The 25,748-nt window shown below is 65.9% G+C and carries 22 protein-coding genes; 15 read left to right on the top strand and 7 right to left on the bottom strand.

The window, feature by feature from the left end; genetic code table 11:
* Nucleotides 1–90: 90 nt before the first annotated feature.
* From glgX to OLX23_RS04260, 3 genes are all read left to right on the top strand, one after another.
* The gene (glgX, locus tag OLX23_RS04270; RefSeq protein ID WP_264443301.1) at nt 91–1,893 is read left to right on the top strand and encodes a glycogen debranching protein GlgX; all 1,803 of its coding nucleotides are present in this window, start codon (nt 91–93) and stop codon (nt 1,891–1,893) included.
* A gap of 94 nt (nt 1,894–1,987) precedes the next feature.
* The gene (locus OLX23_RS04265; protein WP_264443300.1) at nt 1,988–4,096 is read left to right on the top strand and encodes a PQQ-dependent dehydrogenase, methanol/ethanol family; all 2,109 of its coding nucleotides are present in this window, start codon (nt 1,988–1,990) and stop codon (nt 4,094–4,096) included.
* A gap of 314 nt (nt 4,097–4,410) precedes the next feature.
* A complete protein-coding gene (locus OLX23_RS04260) occupies nt 4,411–5,244 on the top strand; it encodes a coniferyl-alcohol dehydrogenase (protein WP_264443299.1) in 834 nt (277 codons plus the stop codon).
* Between the two features lie 163 nt (nt 5,245–5,407).
* Here OLX23_RS04260 and OLX23_RS04255 read toward each other — a convergent pair whose 3' ends face one another.
* Nucleotides 5,408–6,214 (bottom strand): SDR family NAD(P)-dependent oxidoreductase, encoded by an 807-nt coding sequence (locus OLX23_RS04255; RefSeq protein ID WP_264443297.1) that lies wholly within the window; start codon nt 6,212–6,214, stop codon nt 5,408–5,410.
* A 113-nt stretch (nt 6,215–6,327) separates the two neighbouring features.
* Here OLX23_RS04255 and OLX23_RS04250 point away from each other — a divergent pair, with 113 nt between their 5' ends.
* From OLX23_RS04250 to OLX23_RS04235, 4 genes are all read left to right on the top strand, one after another.
* The gene (locus OLX23_RS04250) at nt 6,328–7,131 is read left to right on the top strand and encodes a crotonase/enoyl-CoA hydratase family protein (protein ID WP_264443296.1); all 804 of its coding nucleotides are present in this window, start codon (nt 6,328–6,330) and stop codon (nt 7,129–7,131) included.
* A gap of 61 nt (nt 7,132–7,192) precedes the next feature.
* On the top strand, nt 7,193–8,479 hold the full coding sequence (gene ribB / locus OLX23_RS04245; protein ID WP_264443295.1) for a 3,4-dihydroxy-2-butanone-4-phosphate synthase: 1,287 nt from the start codon (nt 7,193–7,195) through the stop codon (nt 8,477–8,479).
* 15 nt (nt 8,480–8,494) lie between these two features.
* On the top strand, nt 8,495–8,917 hold the full coding sequence (ribH, locus tag OLX23_RS04240; RefSeq protein WP_264443294.1) for a 6,7-dimethyl-8-ribityllumazine synthase: 423 nt from the start codon (nt 8,495–8,497) through the stop codon (nt 8,915–8,917).
* Nucleotides 8,910–9,866 (top strand): aldo/keto reductase, encoded by a 957-nt coding sequence (locus OLX23_RS04235; protein WP_264443293.1) that lies wholly within the window; start codon nt 8,910–8,912, stop codon nt 9,864–9,866. Before ribH ends, OLX23_RS04235 begins: the two co-directional genes overlap by 8 nt.
* Before the next feature lies 1 nt (nt 9,867).
* Here the strand turns inward: OLX23_RS04235 and OLX23_RS04230 are convergent, their stop codons facing one another.
* Together OLX23_RS04230 and eno are read right to left on the bottom strand one after the other, a co-directional pair.
* Nucleotides 9,868–11,943: a M13 family metallopeptidase gene (locus OLX23_RS04230; RefSeq protein ID WP_264443292.1), complete on the bottom strand. Its 2,076-nt coding sequence runs from the start codon at nt 11,941–11,943 to the stop codon at nt 9,868–9,870.
* 112 nt (nt 11,944–12,055) lie between these two features.
* Entirely contained in the window at nt 12,056–13,342 is a 1,287-nt protein-coding gene (gene eno / locus OLX23_RS04225; RefSeq protein WP_264443291.1) for a phosphopyruvate hydratase, read from the bottom strand.
* A 198-nt stretch (nt 13,343–13,540) separates the two neighbouring features.
* On the opposite strand from eno, the gene OLX23_RS04220 reads away from it, so the two are divergent.
* The 5 genes from OLX23_RS04220 to OLX23_RS04200 all read left to right on the top strand — a co-directional run bounded on the left by OLX23_RS04220 (nt 13,541) and on the right by OLX23_RS04200 (nt 15,424).
* Nucleotides 13,541–14,029: a hypothetical protein gene (locus tag OLX23_RS04220; RefSeq protein ID WP_264443290.1), complete on the top strand. Its 489-nt coding sequence runs from the start codon at nt 13,541–13,543 to the stop codon at nt 14,027–14,029.
* A gap of 22 nt (nt 14,030–14,051) precedes the next feature.
* A complete protein-coding gene (locus OLX23_RS04215; RefSeq protein WP_264443289.1) occupies nt 14,052–14,438 on the top strand; it encodes a phage holin family protein in 387 nt (128 codons plus the stop codon).
* Complete coding sequence (locus tag OLX23_RS04210; RefSeq protein WP_264443288.1) at nt 14,438–14,707, top strand: hypothetical protein; 270 nt, start codon at nt 14,438–14,440, stop codon at nt 14,705–14,707. The genes OLX23_RS04215 and OLX23_RS04210 overlap by 1 nt, the downstream gene beginning before the upstream one ends.
* A 19-nt stretch (nt 14,708–14,726) precedes the next feature.
* Nucleotides 14,727–15,134 (top strand): hypothetical protein, encoded by a 408-nt coding sequence (locus tag OLX23_RS04205; protein ID WP_264443287.1) that lies wholly within the window; start codon nt 14,727–14,729, stop codon nt 15,132–15,134.
* 68 nt (nt 15,135–15,202) lie between these two features.
* The gene (locus OLX23_RS04200) at nt 15,203–15,424 is read left to right on the top strand and encodes a DUF4170 domain-containing protein (RefSeq protein ID WP_264443286.1); all 222 of its coding nucleotides are present in this window, start codon (nt 15,203–15,205) and stop codon (nt 15,422–15,424) included.
* Nucleotides 15,425–15,596: 172 nt separating this feature from the next.
* Here the strand turns inward: OLX23_RS04200 and greA are convergent, their stop codons facing one another.
* The 4 genes from greA to carA all read right to left on the bottom strand — a co-directional run bounded on the left by greA (nt 15,597) and on the right by carA (nt 21,108).
* Nucleotides 15,597–16,073: a transcription elongation factor GreA gene (greA, locus tag OLX23_RS04195; protein ID WP_264443285.1), complete on the bottom strand. Its 477-nt coding sequence runs from the start codon at nt 16,071–16,073 to the stop codon at nt 15,597–15,599.
* A gap of 104 nt (nt 16,074–16,177) precedes the next feature.
* A complete protein-coding gene (gene carB, locus OLX23_RS04190; RefSeq protein ID WP_264443283.1) occupies nt 16,178–19,501 on the bottom strand; it encodes a carbamoyl-phosphate synthase large subunit in 3,324 nt (1,107 codons plus the stop codon).
* A 14-nt stretch (nt 19,502–19,515) separates the two neighbouring features.
* Nucleotides 19,516–19,902, bottom strand: coding sequence for a hypothetical protein (locus tag OLX23_RS04185; protein WP_264443282.1), 387 nt, complete (start codon nt 19,900–19,902; stop codon nt 19,516–19,518).
* Between the two features lie 21 nt (nt 19,903–19,923).
* Nucleotides 19,924–21,108, bottom strand: coding sequence for a glutamine-hydrolyzing carbamoyl-phosphate synthase small subunit (gene carA / locus OLX23_RS04180; RefSeq protein ID WP_264443281.1), 1,185 nt, complete (start codon nt 21,106–21,108; stop codon nt 19,924–19,926).
* A 157-nt stretch (nt 21,109–21,265) separates the two neighbouring features.
* On the opposite strand from carA, the gene OLX23_RS04175 reads away from it, so the two are divergent.
* The 3 genes from OLX23_RS04175 to rpoD are packed head-to-tail and all read left to right on the top strand — an operon-like array spanning nt 21,266 to nt 25,663.
* A complete protein-coding gene (locus OLX23_RS04175; protein WP_264443280.1) occupies nt 21,266–21,718 on the top strand; it encodes a GatB/YqeY domain-containing protein in 453 nt (150 codons plus the stop codon).
* A gap of 1 nt (nt 21,719) precedes the next feature.
* Entirely contained in the window at nt 21,720–23,636 is a 1,917-nt protein-coding gene (gene dnaG, locus OLX23_RS04170; RefSeq protein WP_264443278.1) for a DNA primase, read from the top strand.
* Nucleotides 23,636–25,663, top strand: a complete 2,028-nt coding sequence (gene rpoD / locus OLX23_RS04165) for an RNA polymerase sigma factor RpoD (protein ID WP_264443733.1) — start codon at nt 23,636–23,638, stop codon at nt 25,661–25,663. The genes dnaG and rpoD overlap by 1 nt, the downstream gene beginning before the upstream one ends.
* Nucleotides 25,664–25,748 lie beyond the last annotated feature (85 nt).

The raw sequence follows: 25,748 nt of genomic DNA, 5'->3' as shown, positions 1-25,748 counted from the left end.
GGCCCAACTGACCGTGCCGCCTCGCGCCTTCCGTTTCAGGACGCGAGCTTGGCTGGGCCCCTGCCTGCGCAGGGGCGACGGGAGGGATTTATGAAGACGGATTGGACCAACCTCGGCGCCCAGGTCCGCGACGGCAAGACCCGCTTCGCCGTGCGCGCCCCGCACGCTCACGAGGTCTCGCTCTGCGTGTTCGTCGCTGGGGCCGAGCAGCGTCTGGCGATGCACCGCGAAGGCGACGTCTGGGCCGTCGAGATCGCCGACGACCTATCGGGCGCGCACTACGGCTACCGCGCCGAGGGCGAATGGGCGCCCGAGCGCGGGCTGTGGTTCGATCCGGCGAAGCTGCTGGTCGATCCCTATGCGATCGAGCTCGATCGCCGCTTCGTCTACGATCCGCGGCTCTCGGTCTTCGGCGAGGATACCGCCGCGCTGGTGTCCAAGGCGATCGTGCCGAAATCGTTGCCCGAAGTCGCCCTCACCCCGCCGCATTTCGCCCAGGGCGGACTGGTCTACGAACTCAACGTCCGCGCCTTCACCGTCCTCCATCCCGAAGTGCCCGAAGCCCAGCGCGGTACCGTGGCCGCGCTCGCCCATCCCTCGGTGATCGCGCATTTCCGCAAGCTTCGCGTCTCCGCGATCGAGTTGATGCCGATCGTCGCCTGGATCGACGAGCGCCACCTCGGCCCGCTCGGCCTGACCAACGCCTGGGGCTACAACCCCGTGGCGATGATGGCACTCGATCCCGAGCTCTGCCCCGGCGGCGTCGCCGAACTGCGCGAGACCGTCTCCGCGCTCCATACCGCGGGTATCGGCGTTGTCCTCGACCTCGTGCTCAACCACAGCGGCGAGAGCGACGTGCTCGGCCCGGTGCTGTCGCTGCGCGGGCTCGACGACGCGGCCTATGCGAAGGAGCCCGATGGCCGCCTGATCAACGATACGGGCACGGGCAATACGCTCGATTTCGCGCAGCCGGCGGTGCGCCAGCTCGCGCTCGACACCCTGCGCCATTTCGTCCGCCATTGCGGCATCGACGGCTTCCGCTTCGATCTCGCCACGATCCTCGCGCGCGGCCCCGGCTTCGATCGCGATGCGCCGATCTTCGCCGAGATCGCCAAGGATCCCTGGCTCGCCGATAGCGTGATGATCGCCGAGCCATGGGACTGCGGCCCGGGTGGCTACCAGCTCGGCAATTTTCCCGCGAACTGGCTCGAATGGAACGACCGCTTCCGCGACGACGTCCGCCGCTTCTGGCGCCCTAGTGCAGGATTGGGTGATGGCGGCTTCGGCGCTATGGCCACCCGCCTCGCCGGTTCGGCCGACGTCTTCGGCGAGCAGGCGAGCCGCAGCGTCAACTTCCTCGCCGCGCACGACGGCTTCACCCTCGCCGACACCGTTGCCTATGCCGAGCGTCACAACTGGGCCAACGGCGAGGAGAACCGCGACGGCCACGGCGAGAACTTCTCGTGGAACAACGGCGTCGAGGGCCTGACCACCGACCCGGCGATCCTGGCACGTCGCGACACCGATCTGCGCGCGCTGCTGGCCACGCTGTTCGCCTCGACCGGCACGATCATGCTCACCGCCGGTGACGAATTCGGCCGCAGCCAGAAGGGCAACAACAACGCCTATGCCCAGGACAACGCGCTGTCCTGGATCGACTGGACGGGGCGCGATGTCGCGCTCGAGGACTATGTCGCCGAACTGGCGAGCTGGCGCGCCGAGCGGATCGCGCATCTTCGCCAGTTCGCGCTCCCCGGCGAATGGCTGACGCTCGCGGGCGCGGCGATGACGACCGCCGATTGGGAGAATCCCGAACTCCCCGGTCTGGTCTACGATACCCAGGCCTATCGCCTGACGATCGACCGCGAGGCACGCCGGATCACCCTCGCCTGACGACGCATCACATTGCTGACCAGATCATTAGCTCTGTGATTTACAGTGGCGCAAAATCCACTAGAGATAGCGCCAAATACGGGAGAGAGGTTCGATGCATCGTCTGAAAATGACCATCCTCGCGGCCGCCGCGAGCACGGCTCTGCTGGCCGCCGGCTGCACCAAGGGTGCCGGCGAGGCCGCGCAGCCCGAGGCGGGCGTCGGCACCGATCAAAACTGGGCGGCGGTCGGCGGCGGGGCGGACGAGACGAGCTATAGCCGGCTGACCGAGATCGGCACGGGCAACGTCGACAAGCTCGGCCTCGCCTGGTCGCTCGACCTGCCCGGCGAAGTCACGCTCGAGGCGACGCCGCTCGCGGTCGACGGCAAGATCTATTTCCCCGGCTCCTATGCCGCGGTCTATGCGGTCGACGCGGTGACCGGCAAGCAGCTCTGGAAGTTCGATCCCGAGACCTGGAAGCACAATCCCGACAAGATGCACTTCTCGTTCGGCGCCAACCGCGGCGTCGCTTACGAAAACGGCAAGATCTTCGTCGCCGGGCTCGATTGCCGGCTCTTTGCGCTCGATGCCGCCACGGGCAAGCAGCTCTGGGTGACCGAGACCACTCCGGCCGGCTCCTACAACATCTGCACGGGCGCACCGCGCACCTTCAAGGGCAAGGTGATCATCGGCAACGGCGGCGCGGACTTCGGCGCGCGCGGCTTCGTCACGGCATTCGACGGCAATACCGGCAAGCAGGTCTGGCGCTTCTATACCACGCCGGGTACGGCCGAGCAGAACAAGGGTGATCCGGCGATGGAAGCCGCGGCCAAGACCTGGGGCGCGGACTTCACCAAGAATGGCGGCGGTGGCGGCACCGCCTGGAACGGCATCACCTTCGACGCCGAACTCAACCGCATCTACATCGGCGCGGGCAATGCTGGCGCCTATGACCCGCTGGTCCGCGATCCGGGCTCGAAGGGCGACAACCTCTACACCAGCTCGATCGTCGCGGTCGACGCCGATACCGGCAAGTACGTCTGGCACTACCAGGAAAACCCGCGCGATTCCTGGGATTACAAGGCCACGCCGAACATCCAGACGGCAACCTTGCAGATCGACGGCAAGCCGCGCAAGGTCATCATGCACGCGCCGACCAACGGCCTGTTCTACCTGATCGACCGCGAGACCGGAAAGCTGATCAACCAACCCGGCAAGACCACCCTGGTCAACTGGGTCAAGGACATCGACATGAAGACCGGGCGCCCGAACGAGGAGCCCAACATCCGCTACGAGACCGGCCTGACCGAGATCTGGCCGGGCACGATCGGCGGCCACAACTGGCAGGCGATGAGCTACAGCCCGCGCACGGGCCTGGTCTACATCCCGATCCAGCAGATCGGCGCGCGCTTCTCGAAGCGCGGCGACGCCTCCGAGAACGCCTTCAACGTGATGGGTCTGCTGCTCGAGCCGATCAAGCAGAAGGAAGGCGACGGTCACGGCTTCCTCGTCGCCTGGGATCCGGTGGCGCAGAAGGAGGCCTGGCGCGTCAAGAACGACAACCTGTGGAACGGCGGCACGCTCGCCACCGCGGGCGGCCTCGTCTTCCAGGGCACGGCCGAGGGAACGTTCAACGCCTACAACGCCAAGAGCGGCGAGCGCGTTTGGCAGTTCAACGCCGGCCTCGGCATCGTCGGCGCGCCGATGAGCTTCAGCGTCAACGGCAAGCAATACGTCTCGATCCTCGTCGGCTACGGCGGCACCACCGCCGCCTATGGCGACTTCATGAACGTCGGTTGGAAATATGGCGTGCAGCCGCGCCGCCTGCTGACCTTCGCGATCGGCGGCACGGCCAAGCTCGAAGCGACGCCGGGGCCCGACATGAAGGTCCATGCGGTCGACGATCCGGCCTATGTGATCAACGAGGCCGACGTCGCCGCGGGCAAGCAGCTCGCCGTCTCCTGCGCCGCCTGCCACGGCATCGCGCTCCAGGCGACCGGCACCCCCGGCCCCGATCTGCGCGAGTCCGCGATCGCGCTGCAGCTCGACACGCTGACGCAACTGCTCAAGACCGGCCCGCTGATGGACCGCGGCATGCCCAAGTTCGACAAGCTGACCGACGTGCAGATCCGCCAGATCCACGCCTATATCCGCGCCAAGGCGCGCGAGCAGCTGGGCCTGCGCCAGAAGGACAATTCGCGGCCGGGCAATGTGAAGCTGTAATTCCTGCGCCTTCCCCCTTGATGGGGGAAGGATGCGAAGACTTGGCAGCTTGCTGCCTAGTCGCAGCTGGATGGGGGTGAGCGGGCCCGAGACACAACGTCTGCCGGCACCCTCACCCCCACCCAACTACGGCTAGCGAGCAAGCTCGCAAGCCTACGTATCCCTCCCCCATCGAGGGGGAGTGAGGGTTGGTTGCCCAACCCCATCGCCCGAGCGATCAGGCGACTATCCGGTTGAAGGCGAAGCGGTCTCGCGTCATGACCGCGCGCATTAGGATTCCAGGCCAAATTCCGGCGAGAGGAAGGGACGACATCATGAGCGACATTCTGGGCTACAAGGGCAAGCGCGTCATCGTCAGCGGCTGCTTCTCGGGCATGGGCGAGGCCACGGCCAAGATCCTGCTCGACCTCGGTGCCGAAGTGCACGGCCTGGACTTCAAGGAGTCGGCGCTCCCCCTCGCCTCGTTCAACCAGATCGACCTGCGTGACGCGGCCTCGATCGAAAAGGGCGTCGCGGCCATTGGCGGCAAGATCGACGCGCTGTTCAACTGCGCCGGCCTCGCCGGTGGCGGCGCCTTCCCGGCGATGGACACGTTCAAGGTCAACTTCATCGGCACGCGCCACCTGACCGACACCGTCCTGCCGCTGATGGGCTCGGGCGGCGCGATCGTCTCGATCGCCTCGACCGGCGGCCTGGGCTGGAGCCGCCGCATCCCGACGCACATGGAACTGCTGCAGGTCCAGGGCTTCGACGCCGCCGTGGCCTGGGCCGAAGCGCATCCCGAGCACGTCGCCGAGGGCTATGCCTTCTCGAAGGAAGCCGTGATCGTCTGGACCCAGTTCATGGGCGCGCAGCTGATCAAGAAGGGCATTCGCATCAACTGCTCGCTGCCTTCGCCGACGCAGACCCCGATGATGGCGACCTTCCACGCCACCTCGGGCAAGGACATCGTCGACGCCGCCGCCGAGCCGCTCGGCCGTTACACCACCCCCGCCGAGCAGGCCGGTCCGCTGGTGCTGCTGAACAGCGACGCCGCCGGCGTGGTCAACGGCGTGGTCCTGCCGGTCGATGGCGGCTTCATGGGCGGCCTCACCACCGGCCAGGTCGACATCAGCAAGATGATGGGTGGCGGCCAGCAGAAGGGCTGAGCCGAACCCACCTGAGGGCCAACGAAAAGGGCCTGTCCTACATCGCGGGAAACTGCGATGCGGGACAGGCTCATTCTCATTGTGTAAAATCTTGATTCAGCTCGATAAAACTTATCAAGTTTTTGAACTCGCACATGCCCGCTCGTGTGAGCTTGGTGAGGTTTCAGATCCCCAGCGAGGACAGCGCGCCGCCGTCGACGCGCAGGTCGCAGCCGGTGATGAAGCCGGCCTGCGGCGAGACCAGGAAGACCGAGGCCGCTGCCAGTTCCGCCGGCCGGCCGAGCCGCGGCAGCGCAGCGCCCGAGAGCATCGCCGCGGTATGATCGTTGGCCTCGCCCGCGTTCATCGAGGTGTCAATCAGCCCCGGCGACAGCGACATGATCCGCGCACCGCGCTCGCCAAAGCCCTTGGCCTCACGCTTGGCGATCGCCCGGACCGCGCGCTTCGACAGCGTATAGGCCATGCCTTCGTTGGCGACGAAATGCATGAGCTCGGCCGAGCCACCCGCGGGCAGCGGCGCTTCGAAGGCGGCATCGGCCTCGGCCCCGCCCGAGAAGTAGCTGGCCATCGAGGCATAGAGCACCGCCGCACCGCCCTGGGCCATCCGCGGGCGGATCGCGTCGACGATCGCCTGGGTGGCGTCGAGGTTGATCTGGAGGATGCGCTCGGCCGTGGTCATGTGCGGCGAGACGCCCGCCGTGTGGATCACCGCGCCGATCGAACGCGCGCCCAGCTTGTCGAGCAACTGCCCGGGGAATGCCGGATCGGTGATCTGGCCGCCGAGCAGGTCGATCTTGGCACCCGTCGCGCGCAGCGCCTCGGCCACCGGCGCCATGCGCGCCTCGTCGAGGTCGCAGAGGATCAGCTCGGTCCAGCCCGCCTCGCCCAGCAACCGCGCGCAGTGCGAGCCCATGCCGCCGGCCGCGCCGGTCACGATCGCCACGCCATCGGCGCGCTGGAATTCTGTCATGGTACCTCTCCCTATGGATTTGGCGCGAACCTGCCTGCGCGCGATGACCAGCGTCAAGGCTTGGCGCGGCGCGGCATTGCCCTTATCGCCGCTGCGTAACCGGGAGACCCGACTTGACCGACGCCGTGCTCTACGAAATCGACGACGAAGGCATCGTCACCCTGACGCTCAACCGGCCGGAGATGCGCAATCCGATCACCGATCATGAAGTGATCGATGCGCTGATCGCCGCGCTCGAACGGCTCGAGGCCGATCCCAAGGCGCGCGTCGCGATCCTCACCGGCGCGGGTAAGGGCTTCTCCTCGGGCGGCAACATCCACGAGATGCGCGCGGGCGGTTCGGTCAATGCCGGTACCCCGGTCAAGACGCGGATCGCCTACAAGCGCGGCGTTCAGCGGCTGCCGCTGGCCTTCGCGGCGCTCGAAGTTCCGGTCATCGCCGCGGTCAACGGCGCGGCGATCGGTGCGGGCTGCGACCTCACCTGCATGTGCGACCTGCGCGTTGCGGGCGAAAGCGCCAAGTTCGCCGAGAGCTTCGTCAAGCTCGGCCTGATCGCCGGCGACGGCGGCTCGTGGCTGCTGCCGCGTGTGGTGGGTTGGTCGAAGGCTGCCGAGATGGCCCTGACCGGCGACACGATCGACGCGCGCGAAGCGCTCGCCTGCGGGCTCGTCAGCCAGGTCGTGCCCGATGCCGAACTGATGGACGCGGCGCGCGCGCTCGCCCGCCGCATCGCCGCCAATCCGCGCCATGCCGTGCGCATGACCAAGCGTCTGTTGTGGGAAGGCCGCCGCGCCGATCTCGCCAGCCTGCTCGAAATGGCGGCGGCGATGCAGGCGGCGGCGCATACTACGGCCGATCATGAGGAAGCGGTCGAGGCTTTCATCGCCAAGCGCAAGCCCGTGTTCAAAGGCGATTGACAGCGCCAATGTGAAGGCGCAGGCCTGTTGTCACATTTTAATGTGATTTAGCGAGTCGTATATGCCTGACAATGTGATCGATCGCGTCCGCAAGCTCGTCGTCGACGGCGGCATGACCAAGGCCGGGCTCGCCCGCGCCGCCGGTCTCCACGCCAACACCCTGCGCGATTGCACCGAGCCCGACTGGAACCCGACGGCCGAAACGCTCGGCAAGCTTGAGCGCTTCCTCTTCGCCAACGACGACCGCCCAGTCCTCGCACCGATCGAGGAAATCATCGACGAGGCGCGCAACGGCCGCATGTACATCCTCGTCGACGACGAGGATCGCGAGAACGAGGGCGACCTCATCATCCCCGCGCAGATGGCCACCCCCGCCGCGATCAACTTCATGGCGACCCACGGCCGCGGCCTGATCTGCCTGACCTTGACCAGCGAGCGGGTCGCTCAGCTCGGTCTCGACCTAATGAGCCGCAACAACGGCACGCGGCACGAGACCGCCTTCACCACCTCGATCGAGGCGCGCGAAGGCGTCACCACCGGCATCTCGGCGGCGGACCGCGCGCGCACCGTCAGCGTCGCGATCGACGGTAGCAAGGGCCGCGACGACATCGTCACCCCCGGCCACGTCTTCCCGTTGCGCGCGCGCGACGGCGGCGTGCTCGTCCGCGCCGGCCACACCGAGGCCGCCTGCGACATCTCGCGTCTGGCCGGGCTCAACCCCTCGGGCGTGATCTGCGAGATTATGCGCGACGACGGCACGATGGCCCGGCTCGAGGACCTCGTCGGCTTCGCGCGCCTGCACGACCTCAAGATCGGCACGATCCGCGACCTGATCGCCTATCGCCGCAAGCACGACCACCTCGTCGAGAAGAAGGCCGAGACCCGGTTCAAGAGCAAGTGGGGCGGCGAGTGGACCGCGCGCACCTATTTCAACAAGGCCACCGGCGAAGAGACCGTCTGCCTGCTCAAGGGCCGGATCGATCCCGAACAGCCGACGATCGTGCGCATGCACACGCTCTCGTACTTCGCCGACATCTTCGGCGAGGATACTGAGCGTTCGCGGCTGCTGTCGCGTTCGATGGAGATCATCGGCGAGGCCGGTTCGGGCGTGATCGTGACGATCAACAAGCGCACGACCAACGCCATCTCGCAGGCAATCGACATCAAGGAGCGTTATCGCTCGGGCGAAGAGCCCGCCATCGAAGAGCTGCGCGACTACGGCGTCGGCGCCCAGATCCTGGCCGAGCTCGGCGTGCACGATATGATCCTGCTGTCGAACTCGCACCACTCGCTCGTCGCGCTCGAAGGCTATGGCCTGTCGATCGTCGGCGAACGCCCCATCGACTAACCGAGAGACCCGATCATGGCCAAGTTCCTCATCGTCGAAGCCCGCTTCTACGACCACCTCAACGACATGCTGGTCGCCGGCGCCAAGGCCGCGATCAAGGCGGCCGGCCACAAGGCCGAGGTCATCACCGTCCCCGGCGCGCTCGAGATCCCCGGCGCGATCGCGCTGGCCGACCAGAGCGGCGAATACGAGGGTTATGTCGCGATCGGCGTGGTCATCCGCGGCGAGACCTATCATTTCGAGATCGTCGCCGGCGAGAGCGCGCGCGGCATCATGGCGCTGACGATGGACGGCGTCGCCATCGGCAACGGCATCCTCACGGTCGAGAACGAGCAACAAGCGATCGTCCGCGCCGATCCGGCGCAGAAGAACAAGGGCGGCGAAGCGGCCGAGGCGGCGCTCGCGCTGCACGCGCTCAAGGATCGCTTCGGTGCCTGATCCGATCGCCGAGGCAGGGCATCCGTCGATCGGCGGAATCCGGCTCTGCTTCGGCGGCAACGTCTTCGGGTGGACGCTCGATCGCGACGCGAGCTTCGCGATCCTCGACGCCTTCTACGAGGTGGGCGGGCGCATGATCGACAGCGCCGAGGGCTATTCGTCGTGGATCCCCGGCAACAAGGGCGGCGAGTCCGAGACGATCATCGGCGAATGGATGGAGAGCCGCGGCGTCCGCAAGGACATGCTGATCGCCACCAAGACCGGCATGGGCGGCCCGCCCTATGCGCTCAAGCCCGACAAGGTCGCGGCGGCGATGGAGGGCTCGCTCGAACGCCTGCGCACCGACTACGTCGATCTCTACTATGCCCACCGCGACGACAAGACGACGCCGCTCGACGAGGTCATCTCGGGGTACGACGACCTCGTGAAGAGCGGCAAGGCCCGCGAGCTCGGCGCCTCGAACTACACGGTCGAACGCCTGGGCGCCGTGACCAAGCTGGCCGACCGCATGGGCATGACGCCGTTCACCGTGCTCCAGCCCGAGTTCAACCTCGTCTCGCGCGGCGAATATCAAGGACCGCTCCAGGCGCTCAGCGTCGATCGGGACATCGCCGTGCTGCCCTATTACGGCCTCGCCGCGGGCTTCCTGTCGGGTAAGTTCCGCAAGCCCGAAGACTGGGCGGGTTCCTCGCGTGCGCATGCGCTCGACAAGTTCGCGGGCTATGGCGGGTTCGACGTCCTCGCCGTCATGGACTCGATCGCGGCCGAGACCGGCGCGACCCTCGCGCAGATCGCGCTGGCCTGGCTCAACGCCCAACCCGCCATCGCCGCGCCGATCGTCAGCGCGACGAAGCAGGAGCAACTGGCCGACCTGCTCGGCGCGGCAAGTCTCGAACTCAGCGCCGAACAGGTCGCGCGGCTCGATGCCGCGCTGCCCGGCTCGGCCTAGCTCACCAGATCCGCACGCGCTTCTCTGGCGACAGATAGAGCGCATCACCGGGCTTGACGTCGAAAGCCTTGTACCAGGCATCGAGGTTGCGCACGGTCAGCGCGCGATATTGCCCCGGCGCATGGCCGTCGGTCGCGATCCGCGCGCGTAGCGCCGCTTCGCGCATCTTGGTCGCCCAGGACTGGCCGAAGGCGATGAAGAAGCGCTGATCGCCGGTGAAGCCGTCGATCACCGGTGCCTCCTTGCCGCCCAGCGAAGCGCGATAGGCGTCGTAGGAGGCGGCGAGCCCCGCCACGTCCGCGATGTTCTCGCCCAAGGTCAGTTTGCCGTTGACGTGGAGACCGGGGAACGGCTCGTAGCCGTCGTACTGATCGGCGAGCGCCTTGCCCGCCTCATTGAACTTCGCGAGATCGGCGTCGGTCCACCAGTTGCGCATCTTGCCGCTGGCGTCGAAGGCTGCGCCGTTGTTGTCGAAGCTGTGGCTGATCTCGTGACCGATCACCGCACCGATCGCGCCATAGTTGAACGCGGCGTCGGCGCTGGGATCGAAGAACGGCCGCTGCAGGATAGCCGCGGGGAAGTTCAGCGCGTTCTGCACGGGCAGGTTTACCGCGTTGACCAGCTGCGCGTTCATCCACCACTCGCGCCGGTCGAGCGGCTTGCCGATCTTGGCGAGCTGCTGGCGGTAGCCGAGCTTCGAGGCCGCCTGGCGGTTGGCATAGGCGGTCTTCGCGCCGATGGTCAGGCCCGAATAGTCCTGCCAGGTGTCGGGATAGCCGACGCCGACCTCGATCGTGCGGACCTTCTCGATCGCTTCCTTCTTGGTCGCGGGCGCCATCCAGTCGATCGCCTCGACCCGCTTGGCGAAGGCGGTCTTGATGTTCTCGACCATCGCCTGGACCTCGGCGCGCGCCGCGGCCGGGAAATACTTCTCGACGTAGAGCTTGCCCAATGCATCGCCGATCGCGCCGTTGACCGCGGCGATCGCGCGCTTCTCGCGCGGGCGCTGCTCGGTCGTGCCCGTCAGCGCCGTACCGTAGAACGCGAAGCGTGTCGCATCGAGCTTCGTCGGCAGGACGTCGGTGTTGGTGTTGATCTGGTGGAACAGCAGCCAGTCCTTCCAGGCCTGGAGCGGCTGCGAGGCGACCAGCGCCGACAGCTTGGGGATCGCCCCCGCATGATAGGCGGCGAAGGTCTGCTGTTGGCCGAGCTGCGCGCCGGCAAAGAAGGCGTTCCAGTCGATGCCGGGCGCCTTGGCGGCGAAATCGCCACGCTGCCACTCGGCGGCCGAGTGCTGGAAGTCCTCGCTCTGCTCGCGCGTCAGGTGCGCCTCGGCGATCTTGAGCTCGAGATCGTAGATCCGCTGTGCCTTGCCCTGTGCATCGGCAATGCCGGCATCGGTCAGGAGCTGCGCCACATAGGCGCGGTACTTGCCGCGCAGCTCGACCATCTTGGCGTCGCTCGACAGGTAGTATTCGCGCTCGGGCATCCCGAGCCCGCCCTGAAGCACATAGGGCATCACCGCGGTGCCCGGCAGCGACTGGGTGACGAACAGGCCGAACAGGTTCTCGGTCTGGAAGTCGGTGGCGTTGAGCGGATCGACGTCGGCGCGGACCTGTTCGCCGAGCACGCGCGACAGGCCCTTCACGTCGCGGATCGCGGCGAAGCGATCGAGATCGGGCTGCACGGGCTTGAGGCCCGCGGCGTCGATCGCGGCGGTGTCAAGATAGGCGCGGTAGAAGTCGCGGATGCGACCCTCGTCGCTGTTCGCGGGCGCGGTCGAGCGCAGGATTTCGGCGATCAGTTCGCCGAGTTGGCCTTCGGTCTTGTGGTCGGCGATATAGAAGCCGCCGACGCTCGAACGATCGGCCGGGATCTCCGTGGTCTTGAGCCAGGCGCCGTTGGCGTAGAGGTTGAAATCGGCGCCCGGCTTGACCGAACGGTCCATCATCGCGGGATCGATACCGAGGCTGCCCGGTGCCCTGACCTTCTCCACCGGTGCTTCCGCGAGCGCGGGAACGAACGCGGGAGAGGCCGCGCCGAGAAACAGGGCGGCCAGCAGCTTTCTATCGATCATCGGCAAAATCCCATGGCATGGCGCGAGCGAGACCCGCTCGGCCAGAAAGGTGATTTCGCGATATAGGTTCCTGGAGCGTCCCCGACAATCGACCGGGGACGCTCCCGATCAATCAGGCGCCAAGGCGGCCGAAGGCGCCCTCGCCCGCATAGTGCGCGGCGTCGCCCAGCTCTTCCTCGATGCGGATAAGCTGGTTGTACTTAGCGAGCCGGTCCGAGCGCGCGAGCGAGCCGGTCTTGATCTGGCCGCAGTTGGTCGCGACCGCGAGATCGGCGATCGTCGAGTCCTCGGTCTCGCCCGAACGGTGCGACATGACCGCGGTGTAGCCGTTGCGCTGCGCGATCGAGACCGCCTCGAGCGTCTCGGTCAGCGTGCCGATCTGGTTGACCTTGACGAGCAGCGAGTTGGCCAGGCCCTTGCCGATACCCATGGTCAGGCGCTTGGGATTGGTGACGAAGAGATCGTCGCCGACGAGCTGGACCTTGTTGCCGATCTTGTCGGTCAGCGCCTTCCAGCCCTCGAAATCGTCCTCGCTCATGCCGTCTTCGATCGAGATGATCGGATAGGCGGTGGTCAGGTCGGCCAGATAGTCGGCCATCTGCACCGGCGACAGCGACAGGCCCTCGCCCGAGATTTCGTACTTGCCGTTCTTGAAGAACTCGGTCGCGGCGCAGTCGAGCGCGAGCTTGATCTCGCTGCCCAGCTTGAAGCCGGCCTTCTCGATCGAACTGGCGATGAAGTCGAGCGCGGCGCGGGTCGAGGCGATGTTCGGGGCGAAGCCGCCCTCGTCGCCGACCGCGGTCGCCAGGCCCTTCTCGTGCAGGCCCTTCTTCAGCGTGTGGAAGATCTCGGCGCCCCAGCGGACGGCCTCGGCCAGGGTCGGCGCGCCGACGGGCATGACCATGAATTCCTGGAAGTCGATCGGATTATCGGCATGCTCGCCGCCGTTGATGATGTTCATCATCGGCACGGGCAGGACATGCGCCGAAACGCCGCCGACATAGGCATAGAGCGGCAGGCCGCGGGCATTCGCGGCGGCCTTGGCGATCGCCAGGCTGGTGCCGAGGATGGCGTTGGCGCCGAGGCGGCTCTTGTTCTCGCTGCCGTCGAGCGCGATCATGGTCAGGTCGATGTCGCGCTGATCCTCGCCGTCGAGGCCGAGCAGCGTGTCGCGGATCTCGCCGTTGACGGCGTCGACCGCCTTGAGCACGCCCTTGCCGAGATAGCGCGACTTGTCGCCGTCGCGCAGTTCGACCGCTTCGTGCGCACCGGTCGAGGCGCCCGAAGGCACCGCAGCGCGGCCAAAGCTGCCGTCGTCGAGCAGGACGTCGACTTCCACCGTCGGGTTGCCGCGGCTGTCGAGAATCTCACGGCCATGGATGTCGATGATGGCGGTCATGCTTGCGTTCTCCTGAGATATGGCGCCGCAAAAGGCTTTCGGCGGTCCTTAGCAGGGGAACCTTGGCAGGCAAGCCGCGTTGCAGCTTTGTCGGGCGACTTGTGTTACATTGGTCGCATAGACCCCAGAATCACTTAGGCAATAATCACTTTGGCCGTCGGTTTAGGCCAGATATGCGCCGCAAGGAGGATAGAAGACATGGACGACACGCTCGCAAACCCGACCAGCACGGGCGAGAAGCCGGCCAAGGAACGCTTCGCCAAGGCCATCGAAGAAGCCAAGGCAGGCGCTCAGGCGCTCGGCAAGGAAGCCCAGGAGCGCGCCGACCTCTATCGCGAGAAGGTCACGAGCCAGAGCGGCGAATGGACCGCGCAGGCCAAGGAAAAGGCTACGACCTATGCCAACGAGGGCAAGGCCAAGGCCAGCGAGGGCATCGCTGCGGTGGGCAAGCTGGTTTCAGAGAATGCCGGGCTGATCGATGAGAAGGTCGGCGTGAAGTATGGCGACTATGCCCGTTCGGCGGCGCAGTCGCTGCAGGACGTTTCGGCGCGTATCGATGCCAAGGAACTCGACGAACTGGCCGAGGATGCCAAGGAATTCGTCCGCAAGAGCCCGGGCCTGGCCATCGGCATCGCGGCGGTCGGCGGCTTCCTGCTGGCGCGCATGCTGCGGGGTTCGAACGACTGACGCCTTCGCCCGGGGGCGTTTGATGAGCAACGAAGACGAGCAGCCGCCTCTCGCCGGCGGTGAGGCGGCTCGCCATAGACATCTCGAAGACGACCTGCGCTTGCTGGTCGATCGCGGCCTCGCTTTCGCCAAAGCCGAGGCCGCGCTCCAGCAGTCGCGTGCCGGCTATGCCGCGGGGCGGATCAAGTGGATCGCGCTTCTCGGCGGGCTCGCGCTCGTCCTGGCCTTTTTCGCGCTGGTCGCGCTGACCGTGGGCCTCGTGTTCGGGCTGACACCCATTCTGGGGGCACTCGGCGCCACGGCCGCGGTCTTCGCGGGGCTGCTGGTCGCCGCGGGGATTGCCGCGCTGATTGCCGCCGGGCAGTGGCGAGCGATGGTCGCGGCGCTGTCCAACCGGAGCGATGGCTGATGGTTCTGCCACTGGAACAGGCGAAGGCCGAACGGAACGCCGCTTACGCTGCCTTCCAGAACCAGCTCGCGCAGGTTCAGGAAGATCTGGCCATGCGCAGCATCGGCGGCCGGATTGCCGATCGCGCAGGCGAGGCGATGGCCGAGGCGGCCGAGGTGGCGAACGAAAACAAGGGCGTCATCGCGGGAACCATTGGAGCAATCGTCCTTTGGTTCTTGCGGGGCCCGATCATAAACCTCGTCGCCAGCCTATGGAGCGATGAGGACTAGACGGAAAGGAAGGCCGACGATGACTGAATCCAATGTCGTGAAGCTGCCCGAAGCCAAGGCCAAGGCCGAGGATGCGGGCAAGGCCGTCGTCGATTTCGCGCGCGACCATCCAGGACTGGTCGTCGCCGGCGGCGTCGCGCTGGGGCTGGTTGCAGGCGCGCTGCTGTCGCGCGGCAGCGGACGCAAGCTCGCGCGGCATGCGCTGACCCTGGCGGAAATGGCCGGCACGGCGAGCATGGCCTTCGGTCGTCAGGCGCTCGAACGCGCCGAAGATGCGGGTGAAGGCCTGCGTCGTCAGGGCGAAGTCCTGGTCGACAAGGCGGGCAAGCTCCGGGGGCCGGCCGAAGACGCGGTCGACAACGCCAGCGAAGCCGCCCAGCGATTGCTGCACAAGGCTGTCGAACTTGCCGGGAAATTGCGCCGCTGAGCCCTTGCCCTTCGCGCCTGCACAATAGTACAGGAACGGTCTCTTTTCCTTCCCCAGGACAAAAGACTATGCAGAAACTTCACCTCGTAATGGGAGGTCGGGTCAGCGACCCGCAGGGCCTCGATTTCGTTAATCTCGAAAAGCTCGATCTGGTCGGGGTCTATCCCGATTTCGCTTCGGCCGAAGACGCCTGGCGCGGCAAGGCACAAGGCACGGTCGACGATGCCGAGATGAAATACGTGATCGTGCACCTGCACCGGCTGCTCGAACCCGAGCTTCCTGAAGCATAAAAAAGAAAGGGCGAGCTGGAGTTAGGCTCCCAAGCTCGCCCGTTCTCTGAAATCACTATCCCCGCGAATGCAGCGACCTTGCCGATGCTCCGAATCTCGGAGTCGACCGGCAAAAGTCTCTGCTTTCGCGGGGATGGTTTTTCTGGAGGCGGGCCAAGCCCGCCCTATCGGTTCAGATGAATTCGATCTGGTTCACGACGTAGAAGCGGTCGCCCGACGGCACCGTGACTTCGACCTCGTCCTCGACCTTGCGGCCGATCAGCGCCTTGCCCAGCGGCGAGTTGTAGCTGATCCGGCCGATCTTGGCGTCGGCCTCGTAGGGCCCGACGATCTGATAGCGCACGGGCTTGTCGTCGTCGTCGAGCAGCGTCACCGTCGCACCGAAGATGATCCGATCGCCCGAAAGCGTCGCCGGATCGATGATGTTCGCGCGGCTGATCTTGTCCTCGAGATCACCGATCATCGCCTCGACCTGGCCCTGGCGTTCCTTAGCGGCGTGATATTCGGCGTTTTCGGAAAGGTCGCCGTGGGCGCGTGCTTCCTCGATCGCATCGACGATCCGCGGACGTTCTTCACGCAGCGCTTTCAGCTCGGTGGTCAGCTTTTCATAGCCTTCCGCCAGCATCGGCAACTTCTCGACACTCGCCATATTCGTTCTACCTCCTGGTCGCCCCCTCATTGGCGACTGCTCTCCCGTCCCGTTCCACCTGGGAAACGGGCCGACCATTCGGATGTCCGGGAGAGCCTGTTGTATCAGCTATAATAGGCTTGCAGTGAACGCACTTCAAGTTGGCTACCGCGAAGGGCTGCTATCGCCTCCGCCGCCGCGACCGAGGCGGCTGCCGTGGTGAAGTAGGGCACCTTGCCGGTCAGCGCCGAACCGCGGATCGACTGCGAATCCTTGAGGCTCTGCCACCCCTCGGTGGTGTTGAAGATCAAGGTCACCTCGCCGTCGATGATGCGATCGACGATGTGCGGGCGGCCTTCGGCCACCTTGTTCACCAGTTCGACCGGCAGGCCGGCATCGGCGAGATAGCGCTGGGTGCCGCCCGTGGCGATGATCGTGAAGCCGAGCTCGATCAGCTTGCGCACCGCGGGCAGGATCACAGGCTTGTCACTGTCCTTGACCGAGACGAAGGCCGTACCGCCCTGCGGCAGGATCGTGCTGGCGCCGAGCTGCGACTTGGCGAAGGCCGTGCCAAAATCGCGATCGATTCCCATGACTTCACCGGTGGACTTCATCTCGGGCGAGAGCACTGGATCGACGCCGGGGAAGCGGGCGAAGGGGAATACGGCTTCCTTCACCGCCATATAGTCGAGCTCGCGCTTGAACGGCGGGAAGGTGTTGAGCTTCTCGCCCGCCATGACGCGCGCGGCGATCTTGGCGACGGGCTGGCCGATCGCCTTGGCGACGAAGGGCACGGTGCGCGAGGCGCGCGGGTTGACCTCGATCAGGTAGACGTCGCCATCCTTGACCGCGAACTGGATGTTCATCAGGCCCTTGACGCCCAGCGCCTTGGCCAGGGCCTCGGCCTGGCGCTCCATCTCCTCGACGATCTCGGCCGGGAGATTGTACGGCGGCAGGGTGCAGGCGCTGTCGCCCGAGTGGATGCCGGCTTCCTCGATGTGCTGCATCACGCCGGCCACCACGACCTCGTCGCCGTCGCAGAGCGCATCGACGTCGCATTCGATCGCGTCGCGCAGGTACTGGTCGATCAGCACCGGGCTGTCGCCCGACACCTGGACCGCGGTGGTGATGTAGTCGTCGAGCTGCTGGACCGAGTCGACGATCTCCATTGCGCGGCCGCCGAGCACGTAGCTCGGGCGCATGAGCACCGGATAACCGATGCGCGCGGCCACGGCGACGGCTTCGTCGCGGCTGCGGGCGATGCCGTTGGCCGGCTGCTTGAGCCCCAGCTTCTCGACCAGCGCGGCGAAACGCTCGCGGTCCTCGGCGAGGTCGATCGCGTCGGGCGAGGTGCCGAGGATCGGGATGCCCGCATCCTCGAGCGCCTGGGCCAGTTTGAGCGGCGTCTGGCCGCCGAACTGGACGATCACGCCGACGAGCTCGCCGTTCTGCTGCTCGACACGCAGGATCTCGAGCACATCCTCGGCGGTCAGCGGCTCGAAATAGAGCCGGTCCGAGGTGTCGTAGTCGGTCGAGACGGTCTCGGGATTGCAGTTGACCATGATCGTCTCGTAGCCGGCCTCGGCGAGCGAGAAGCAGGCGTGGACGCAGCAATAGTCGAACTCGATGCCCTGGCCGATACGGTTGGGACCGCCGCCGAGGATCACGATCTTGCGGCGATCGCTGGGCATGGCCTCGTCCTCGGGCTCACCGAACATCGGCGCCTCATAGGTCGAATACATGTAGGGCGTGACCGCCTCGAACTCGGCCGCGCAGCTGTCGATGCGCTTGAACACCGGATGGACGCCGAGCTTCTTGCGAAGGTCGCGCACTTCCTGCTCGGTCGTGGCGCCGGCCAGGCCCTTGATCGCATCGTGGAGCAGGCCGTGCTTGCGCGCGCGCGTCTCGCCCAGGCCGCCGGCGACGTGGACCGAACGCACGGCCAGCTTGGCGAGCCGCTTGTCCGAAAAGCCCATGGCCTTGAGCCGGCGCATCTCGGCCGGGTCGATCGGCAGGCCTTCGGCCGAAATCCGGGTTTCCTCGGCGATGATCTCTTCGATGTGGCGCAGGAACCAGGGATCGTAATGCGTGATCGCGTTGATCTCGGCGACCGAAAAGCCTTCGCGGAAGGCCTGGCCCACGGCGAGCAGGCGGTCGGGCGTCTGGCGCGCGAGCGCCGCGGTGATCTGGTCGCGGCTCGCGCCTTCGAGCTCGATCACGCGGTTGAAGCCGTCGAGACCGGTCTCGAGGCCGCGCAGCGCCTTCTGCAGCGATTCCTTGATGTTGCGGCCGATCGCCATGACTTCACCGACGGACTTCATCGCCGTGCTGAGCAGCGGCTCCGAACCCTTGAACTTCTCGAAGGCGAAGCGCGGAATCTTGGTGACGACGTAGTCGATCGAGGGCTCGAAGCTGGCCGGGGTCGCGCCGGTGATCTCGTTGGTCAGTTCGTCGAGCGTGTAGCCGACCGCGAGCTTGGCCGCGACGCGCGCGATCGGGAAGCCCGTGGCCTTCGAGGCCAGCGCCGACGAGCGCGAGACGCGCGGGTTCATCTCGATCACGATCAGGCGGCCATCCTTCGGATTGACCGCAAACTGTACGTTCGAACCACCTGTTTCGACGCCGATTTCCCGGAGGACCGCGATCGATGCATTGCGCATGATCTGGTATTCCTTGTCGGTCAGGGTCAGCGCCGGCGCGACGGTGATCGAATCGCCGGTGTGGACGCCCATCGGATCGACGTTCTCAATCGAGCAGATGATGATGCAGTTGTCGGCGCGATCGCGCACGACCTCCATCTCGTATTCCTTCCAGCCCAGCAGGCTTTCCTCGATCAGCACCTCGGTGGTCGGCGAGGCATCGAGGCCCGAGCGGACGATCTTCTCGAACTCGGCCTTGTTGTAGGCGACGCCGCCGCCGGTGCCGCCGAGCGTGAAGCTGGGACGGATGATCGAGGGCAGACCCGTGCGTTCGAGCACGGCGAAAGCCTCGTCGACCGTATGGGCAACACCCGAACGCGCCGATTCGAGGCCGATCTTGTCCATCGCGTCGCGGAAGCGCTGGCGGTCCTCGGCCTTGTCGATCGCATCGGCATCGGCGCCGATCATCTTGACGCCGAACTTCTCCAAGGTGCCGTCGTTGAACAGCGCCAGCGCGGTGTTGAGCGCGGTCTGGCCGCCCATCGTCGGCAGCACCGCGTCGGGGCGTTCCTTCTCGATGATGCGCGCTACGATCTCCGGCGTGATCGGCTCGATATAGGTCGCGTCGGCCATGTCCGGGTCGGTCATGATCGTGGCGGGGTTGGAGTTGACGAGGACCACGCGGTAGCCCTCCTCCTTCAGCGCCTTGATCGCCTGGGTGCCCGAATAGTCGAACTCGCAGGCCTGGCCGATGACGATGGGTCCCGCGCCGATGACGAGGATCGAGGAGATGTCGGTGCGCTTGGGCATGGCTGTCCTAGGTCTTACTGTTCGGTGAGCTTGGCGAAGGCGGTTTCCCAGAATTCGGGACCCTCGGCCTTGGCCTGCTGGATGATCGGGTTGCCGTCCTGCTCGGCCTTGAGAAAGGCCTTGTAGGCGGGCTCCTGGAACTGGTGCATCGACCCGCCGAACTCGTTCTGCTTGGTCGAATAGGCGCCGGCCTCGATCAGCTTGTCGATCAGCGCGGTCGCCGCGGCCTTCGACTTCGAGTGGACCTGGCGGCCGAACTTGCGCGTCGCGACCTGCACCTTGTCGGCGAAGATCAAGGTCAGTTCGCCATGCGGATAGAAGCGCGGCGCGGCGCTGAACTGCGCGGCGTCGGTCGCGACGTAGTAGGCGTAGACGTGCTGTTCGAGGTCGGTGAGGCTCATGGTCTTATATCCTCCTGGAGTTCACGCCTGGTCGGTCTGGGGCTTCAGCATGCCGACGAACCGCTCGAACAGGTAGAAGCTGTCCTGCGGGCCCGGGCTCGCTTCGGGGTGATACTGCACGCCGAAGGCCGGCTTGTCCTTCACCGCGATACCGCAGTTAGAGCCGTCGAACAGCGAGACGTGGGTCTCGATCACGTTGTCGGGCAGGCGCGTGTTGTCGACCGCGAAGCCGTGGTTCATCGAAGTGATCTCGACCACGCCGTCGAACAGCCGCTTGACCGGATGGTTCGCGCCGCGGTGGCCCTGGTGCATCTTGGTCGTCGTTGCACCGGCGGCGATGCCGAGCATCTGGTGGCCGAGGCAGATGCCGAAAATCGGCACGTTGCGCTCGAGCAGTGCCTGGATCGTCGGCACGGCATAGGCGCCGGTCGCGGCCGGGTCGCCCGGGCCGTTCGACAGGAACACGCCGGCGGGTTCGAGCGCGAGGATCTCTTCGAGAGGCGTCTGCGCCGGAACGACGGTCACGCGCGCGCCGGCCTTGTCGAGATTGCGGAAGATATTGTCCTTGGCGCCGTAGTCGATCGCGACGACGTGCGGGCGGGTGTCGCGGGGCGAGCGGGCATAGCCCTTGCCCAGGGTCCAGACGCCGCCTTCCCAGCCCTCGTACTTGCCGCGCGAAACGACGCGGGCCAGGTCCATACCTTCGAGGCCGGGCCAGTCCTGCGCGCGCTTGATCAGCGCGGGAATGTCGAAGTTGCCATCGGGATCGTGGGCGATCACCGCGTTGGGCGCGCCCGACAGGCGGATGCGGCGGGTCAGCGCGCGGGTGTCGATACCGGCGAGGCCGATCTTGCCCTTGGACTTGAGCCAGTCACCGAACAGGCCGCGCGAGCGGAAGCTCGACGGCGCGGTGACGTCCTCGCGCACGACGCAGCCGACCGCGCCTTCGACCAGCGATTCGAGGTCCTCGTCGTTGACGCCGACATTGCCGATATGCGGGAAGGTGAAGGTCACGATCTGCGCGGCGTAGGAGGGATCGGTCATCACCTCCTGATAGCCGGTCATCGCGGTGTTGAAGCAGACCTCGCCAACCGACTGACCGGTGGCACCGAAGCCCCGGCCCCAGGCGACGTGACCGTCGGCGAGGACCAGAACGCCAGTCGCGCCTTTGGGTTGTGGCGCGTGCGAAAGGGCGGCGTCGGCCATAGAAGGGGCGCTCCGTTTGAAGGTTTCCGGCGATAGGTGCTAAGGGGCGGCGGCTAGACCCCGAGGCCTGTTCCGTCAACCTAGGAAAAGCGGAAATCCCTCCCTAAGATAGCCCGTTCCGCCGCAGCCCGCGGCAATTCACGGGAATCCACGAAAAATGCTTCGCGACTCGATCAAGTCCGCGCAGGTCTCTGCCATGAAATCCGGCGACAAGGGTCGCCTTGCCGCCGTCCGCCTCATCCTCGCCAAGCTCAAGGACCGCGACATCGAGCTGCGCACCGCCACCAATGCGCCCGATGACGATACGCTCGTCGTCGAGGTCCTGCAGAAAATGGTCAAGCAGCGCCGCGAATCGATCGCGCTCTACGAACAGGGTGGCCGTCAGGAACTGGCCGATGCCGAAAAGGCCGAACTCGAGGTGATCGAGACCTTCCTGCCGCAGCAGCTCAGCGAGGAAGCGACCCGCGCGGCGATCGAGGCGATCAAGGCCGAACTCGGCGCCACCAGCGTCAAGGACATGGGCAAGGTCATGGCCGAGCTCAAGGCGCGCCACGCCAGCGAACTCGACATGGGCAAGGCCAGTGGCTGGGTGAAGGAAGCGCTGGCCTGACATGAGCCTCTCGCCCCAATGGCTTGATGAACTGCGCTCGCGGATCACGCTTTCGAGCGTGGTCCAGCGGACGACGCGGCTCACCAAGGCGGGGCGGGAGTTCAAGGCCTGCTGCCCGTTCCACAACGAGAAGAGCCCGAGCTTCTACGTCAACGACGAGAAGGGCTTCTATCACTGCTTCGGTTGCGGCGTACACGGCGACGCGATCCGCTGGATGACCGACCAGCGCGGCCTGTCCTTCATGGACGCGGTCAAGGAACTCGCGGCCGAGGCGGGCATCGACGTCCCCGCCCCCGATCCGCGCATGGCCAAGCAGGCCGAGCAGCGCGATTCGCTGCACGACGTGATGGCCGCGACCCAGGCCTGGTTCGTCGAGAGTCTGGCCGGCTCCGAAGGCGCCAAGGCGCGTGCCTATCTCGAAACGCGCGGCTTCGACGCGCATACGCTGCAGCGCTTCGGCTTCGGCTATGCGCCCGAGGGACGGCAGGCGCTGAAAGGTGCGCTTTCCACGTTTCCTGAAGCCAAATTGATCGAAGCCGGCCTGCGCATCGCGGTCGATGACAAGGAGCCCTACGACCGGTTTCGCGGCCGCCTGATGCTGCCGATCGAAGACGCGCGCGGCCGCGTCATCGCCTTCGGTGGACGCATCCTCGACAAGGACAAGAAGGATGCGCCCAAGTACCTGAACTCGCCCGACACTCCGCTCTTCGACAAGGGGCGCACGCTCTACAACCTGCACCGCGCCAGCCCCGCCTCGCGCCAGACCGGGCGGCTGATCGTGGTCGAGGGCTATATGGACGTCATCGCGCTGTCGGCCGCGGGCTTCGGCGAAAGCGTCGCGCCGCTGGGTACGGCGCTGACCGAGCGGCAGATCGAGATGCTGTGGCGGCTCGTCGAGACGCCGATCCTCTGCTTCGATGGCGACGCCGCGGGCCAGCGGGCGGCGATGCGCGCGGTCACCCGCGCCCTGCCCCTGCTCCGCCCTGCGCACAGCCTGCGAATCGTGCGGCTTCCCACCGGGCTCGATCCCGACGACCTGATCAAGCGTGACGGCCCGCGCGCGATGGAAGAGGTGCTGGGCAAGGCTCAGAGCCTGCTCGACACCCTGTGGGAGCACGAACGCGATTCGGTCCCGCTGAACACGCCCGAGGACAAGGCCGGGCTCAAGGCGCGTCTGCTCGCCCATGTCGAGACGATCGGCGATCAGGACATCAAAGGCCTCTATCGCCGCGAACTGCTCGATCGCTTTTCCGAGTTCGCTTATCCGCCGCGCCAGTCGCGCGACCAAGGCGCCTGGCAGGGCGGCGGCCAGGGTCAGGGCCGGCGTGATGCCGGCAAGTGGCGCGACAAGAACCGTTCGCCCTTCGCCGGCCCGTCGCCGAGCGGCAATGCCGCGCGGTTGCGCCACGCGACGAGCGGCGGCGCGCGCGATGCGCTGTCGGCGGCAATTCTCGCCGGCCTGATCCGTTTCCCCGCGGAAATTGCGCGGCATGCCGAAGCCCTGGCGCGCTGCCCGGGTCTCGATCCGCGCTTCGACCTGCTGCTCGACGCGAGCGATCACGGCCAAGCGCTTGAAAGCGATATGCTCGCCACCATATTGACCCGGCAAGGACAGGCGATGCCCTCCCCGGTGGACTACGGTGGCATGCGTTTCGGTTTCCTGAGCCCCGATACCGTGCCCGCACAGGCCTGCGCCGAAATGGCCCAGGCGATCGAATTGCTGGTCGAGCGTCCGGCGCTGGAAACCGCACTGGCGGATGCGACCGAGCGGTTAAATCGCGAGTTTACCGACGAGGCTTATGCCGAACAGCAACGTTTGCTGAAGAGAAAACTGGAATTTGAGTCGCGTCTCGGGCAAATGGCGAGCGCGCGTGCGGCTTTGCCTTCGGGTGATGGCTCTAAAACCATGGCGGAATGATGGATCTCGATCAGAACGAAGACATGCAGGGCGACAAGGGTGATGGCGGCGACGCCCCCCTGATCGATCTCAACGATGCCTCGATCAAGAAGTTGATCGCACGTGCCAAGCGGCGCGGGATCATTACTTACGACGAACTCAACGAAGCCTTGCCGCAGGACATGTCCTCGGATCAGATCGAGGACATCACCTCGGCGCTGAACGAGATGGGCGTGAACATCGTCGAGAGCGACGAGGACGCGATCGATCCCGACGACAAGCAGCAGGACGAGGAAGCCGAAGACAACGACGGCATGTCCGAGCGTCCTGCGCTCGAGAAGAAGAAGGAAACGGTCGAGCGCACCGATGACCCGGTGCGCATGTACCTGCGCGAGATGGGCGCGGTCGAGCTCTTGTCGCGCGAGGGCGAGATCGCCATCGCCAAGCGCATCGAATCGGGTCGCGACACGATGATCCTGGGCCTCTGCGAGAGCCCGATCACCTTCCATGCGATCATCCAGTGGTCCGAGGCGCTCAACAACGGCGAAATGCAGCTGCGCGAGATTCTCGATCTCGACGCGATGCTCTCGAAGGAGCCCAAGCCCGAAAACCTCTCCGAGGACGGCGAGGACGACAACGGCGAGATTTCCGAAGCCACGGCCGGCCCCTCCTACAAGGAAGAGGAAGAGCCCGAGGAAGAGGAATCGGCCGACGGTGACGAGGACGAGGACGGCATCGAGCGCCGCGCCCGCCGCCCGGTCGAGGAAGAGGAAGAGGACAACACACTCAGCCTCGCCCAGATGGAAGCGCAGCTCAAGCCCGAGGCTTTGGAGAAGTTCGCCAACATCACCGACCTGTTCCGCAAGTTCGAGAAGATCCAGGGCGATCGTCTCGACGCGATGGGTCTCGGCAACGATTTCCCCGCGGCCAAGGAAAAGCAGTACCAGCAGCTGCGCGAAGACCTGACCGCGCAGGTCGAGTCCGTGCAGTTCCACGCGACCAAGATCGAGTTCCTGGTCGACAACCTCTATGCCTTCAACCGGCGCCTGACCGCGCTCGGCGGCCAGATGCTGCGCCTCGCCGAACGCCACAAGGTCAACCGCAAGGACTTCCTCGACAGCTACATCGGGCGCGAGCTCGACGACAACTGGCTCAAGGACATGTCCAGGAAGGACAAGAAGTGGGCCGCCTTCGCCGATAACGAGGCCGACGCGGTCGAGCGCATCCGCTCGGAAGTTTCGGACATCGCTTCGGCCACGGGCATGTCGCTTCCCGAGTTCCGCCGCATCGTCAACATGGTGCAGAAGGGCGAGCGCGAGGCACGCATCGCCAAGAAGGAGATGGTCGAGGCCAACCTCCGTCTCGTGATCTCGATCGCCAAGAAGTACACGAACCGCGGCCTGCAGTTCCTGGACCTGATCCAGGAGGGCAACATCGGCCTGATGAAGGCCGTCGACAAGTTCGAATACCGCCGCGGCTACAAGTTCTCGACCTATGCGACCTGGTGGATCCGTCAGGCGATCACCCGCTCGATCGCCGACCAGGCGCGTACGATCCGTATCCCGGTCCACATGATCGAGACGATCAACAAGCTGGTCCGCACGAGCCGCCAGTTCCTCCATGAGCAGGGTCGCGAGCCCACGCCCGAGGAAATGGCCGAGCGTCTGTCGATGCCGCTCGAAAAGGTTCGCAAGGTGATGAAGATCGCCAAGGAGCCTATCAGCCTCGAAACGCCGATCGGCGACGAGGAAGATTCGCACCTCGGCGACTTCATCGAGGACAAGAACGCGATCATCCCGGTCGACGCGGCGATCCAGGCGAACCTCAAGGAAACGGTCACCCGCGTCCTGGCCAGCCTGACCCCGCGCGAAGAGCGCGTGCTGCGCATGCGCTTCGGCATCGGCATGAACACCGATCACACGCTCGAGGAAGTCGGCCAGCAGTTCTCGGTGACCCGCGAGCGTATCCGCCAGATCGAGGCCAAGGCGCTGCGCAAGCTCAAGCACCCGAGCCGGTCGCGCAAGATGCGCTCGTTCCTCGATCAATAATTTTCGCGCCACCGGGAACCCTTCGGGCACGAGGGACGTTCTAGAAGTGGTCAGAGAATGGAAATCACGAGAAAGGCAGGCTCCA

The organism is Novosphingobium sp. JCM 18896, from assembly GCF_025938095.1.
Lineage (GTDB): Bacteria > Pseudomonadota > Alphaproteobacteria > Sphingomonadales > Sphingomonadaceae > Novosphingobium.
This window is presented reverse-complemented; position numbering and strand designations above follow the sequence as displayed.

Coding starts and splice junctions, on each gene's coding strand:
- glgX (WP_264443301.1), top strand. CDS start 91: ATGAAGACGGATTGGACCAACCTCGGCGCCCAGGTCCGCGACGGCAAG.
- OLX23_RS04265 (WP_264443300.1), top strand. CDS start 1,988: ATGCATCGTCTGAAAATGACCATCCTCGCGGCCGCCGCGAGCACGGCT.
- OLX23_RS04260 (WP_264443299.1), top strand. CDS start 4,411: ATGAGCGACATTCTGGGCTACAAGGGCAAGCGCGTCATCGTCAGCGGC.
- OLX23_RS04255 (WP_264443297.1), bottom strand. CDS start 6,214: ATGACAGAATTCCAGCGCGCCGATGGCGTGGCGATCGTGACCGGCGCG.
- ribB (WP_264443295.1), top strand. CDS start 7,193: ATGCCTGACAATGTGATCGATCGCGTCCGCAAGCTCGTCGTCGACGGC.
- ribH (WP_264443294.1), top strand. CDS start 8,495: ATGGCCAAGTTCCTCATCGTCGAAGCCCGCTTCTACGACCACCTCAAC.
- OLX23_RS04230 (WP_264443292.1), bottom strand. CDS start 11,943: ATGATCGATAGAAAGCTGCTGGCCGCCCTGTTTCTCGGCGCGGCCTCT.
- eno (WP_264443291.1), bottom strand. CDS start 13,342: ATGACCGCCATCATCGACATCCATGGCCGTGAGATTCTCGACAGCCGC.
- OLX23_RS04220 (WP_264443290.1), top strand. CDS start 13,541: ATGGACGACACGCTCGCAAACCCGACCAGCACGGGCGAGAAGCCGGCC.
- OLX23_RS04215 (WP_264443289.1), top strand. CDS start 14,052: ATGAGCAACGAAGACGAGCAGCCGCCTCTCGCCGGCGGTGAGGCGGCT.
- OLX23_RS04210 (WP_264443288.1), top strand. CDS start 14,438: ATGGTTCTGCCACTGGAACAGGCGAAGGCCGAACGGAACGCCGCTTAC.
- OLX23_RS04205 (WP_264443287.1), top strand. CDS start 14,727: ATGACTGAATCCAATGTCGTGAAGCTGCCCGAAGCCAAGGCCAAGGCC.
- OLX23_RS04200 (WP_264443286.1), top strand. CDS start 15,203: ATGCAGAAACTTCACCTCGTAATGGGAGGTCGGGTCAGCGACCCGCAG.
- greA (WP_264443285.1), bottom strand. CDS start 16,073: ATGGCGAGTGTCGAGAAGTTGCCGATGCTGGCGGAAGGCTATGAAAAG.
- carB (WP_264443283.1), bottom strand. CDS start 19,501: ATGCCCAAGCGCACCGACATCTCCTCGATCCTCGTCATCGGCGCGGGA.
- OLX23_RS04185 (WP_264443282.1), bottom strand. CDS start 19,902: ATGAGCCTCACCGACCTCGAACAGCACGTCTACGCCTACTACGTCGCG.
- carA (WP_264443281.1), bottom strand. CDS start 21,108: ATGGCCGACGCCGCCCTTTCGCACGCGCCACAACCCAAAGGCGCGACT.
- OLX23_RS04175 (WP_264443280.1), top strand. CDS start 21,266: ATGCTTCGCGACTCGATCAAGTCCGCGCAGGTCTCTGCCATGAAATCC.
- dnaG (WP_264443278.1), top strand. CDS start 21,720: ATGAGCCTCTCGCCCCAATGGCTTGATGAACTGCGCTCGCGGATCACG.
- rpoD (WP_264443733.1), top strand. CDS start 23,636: ATGGATCTCGATCAGAACGAAGACATGCAGGGCGACAAGGGTGATGGC.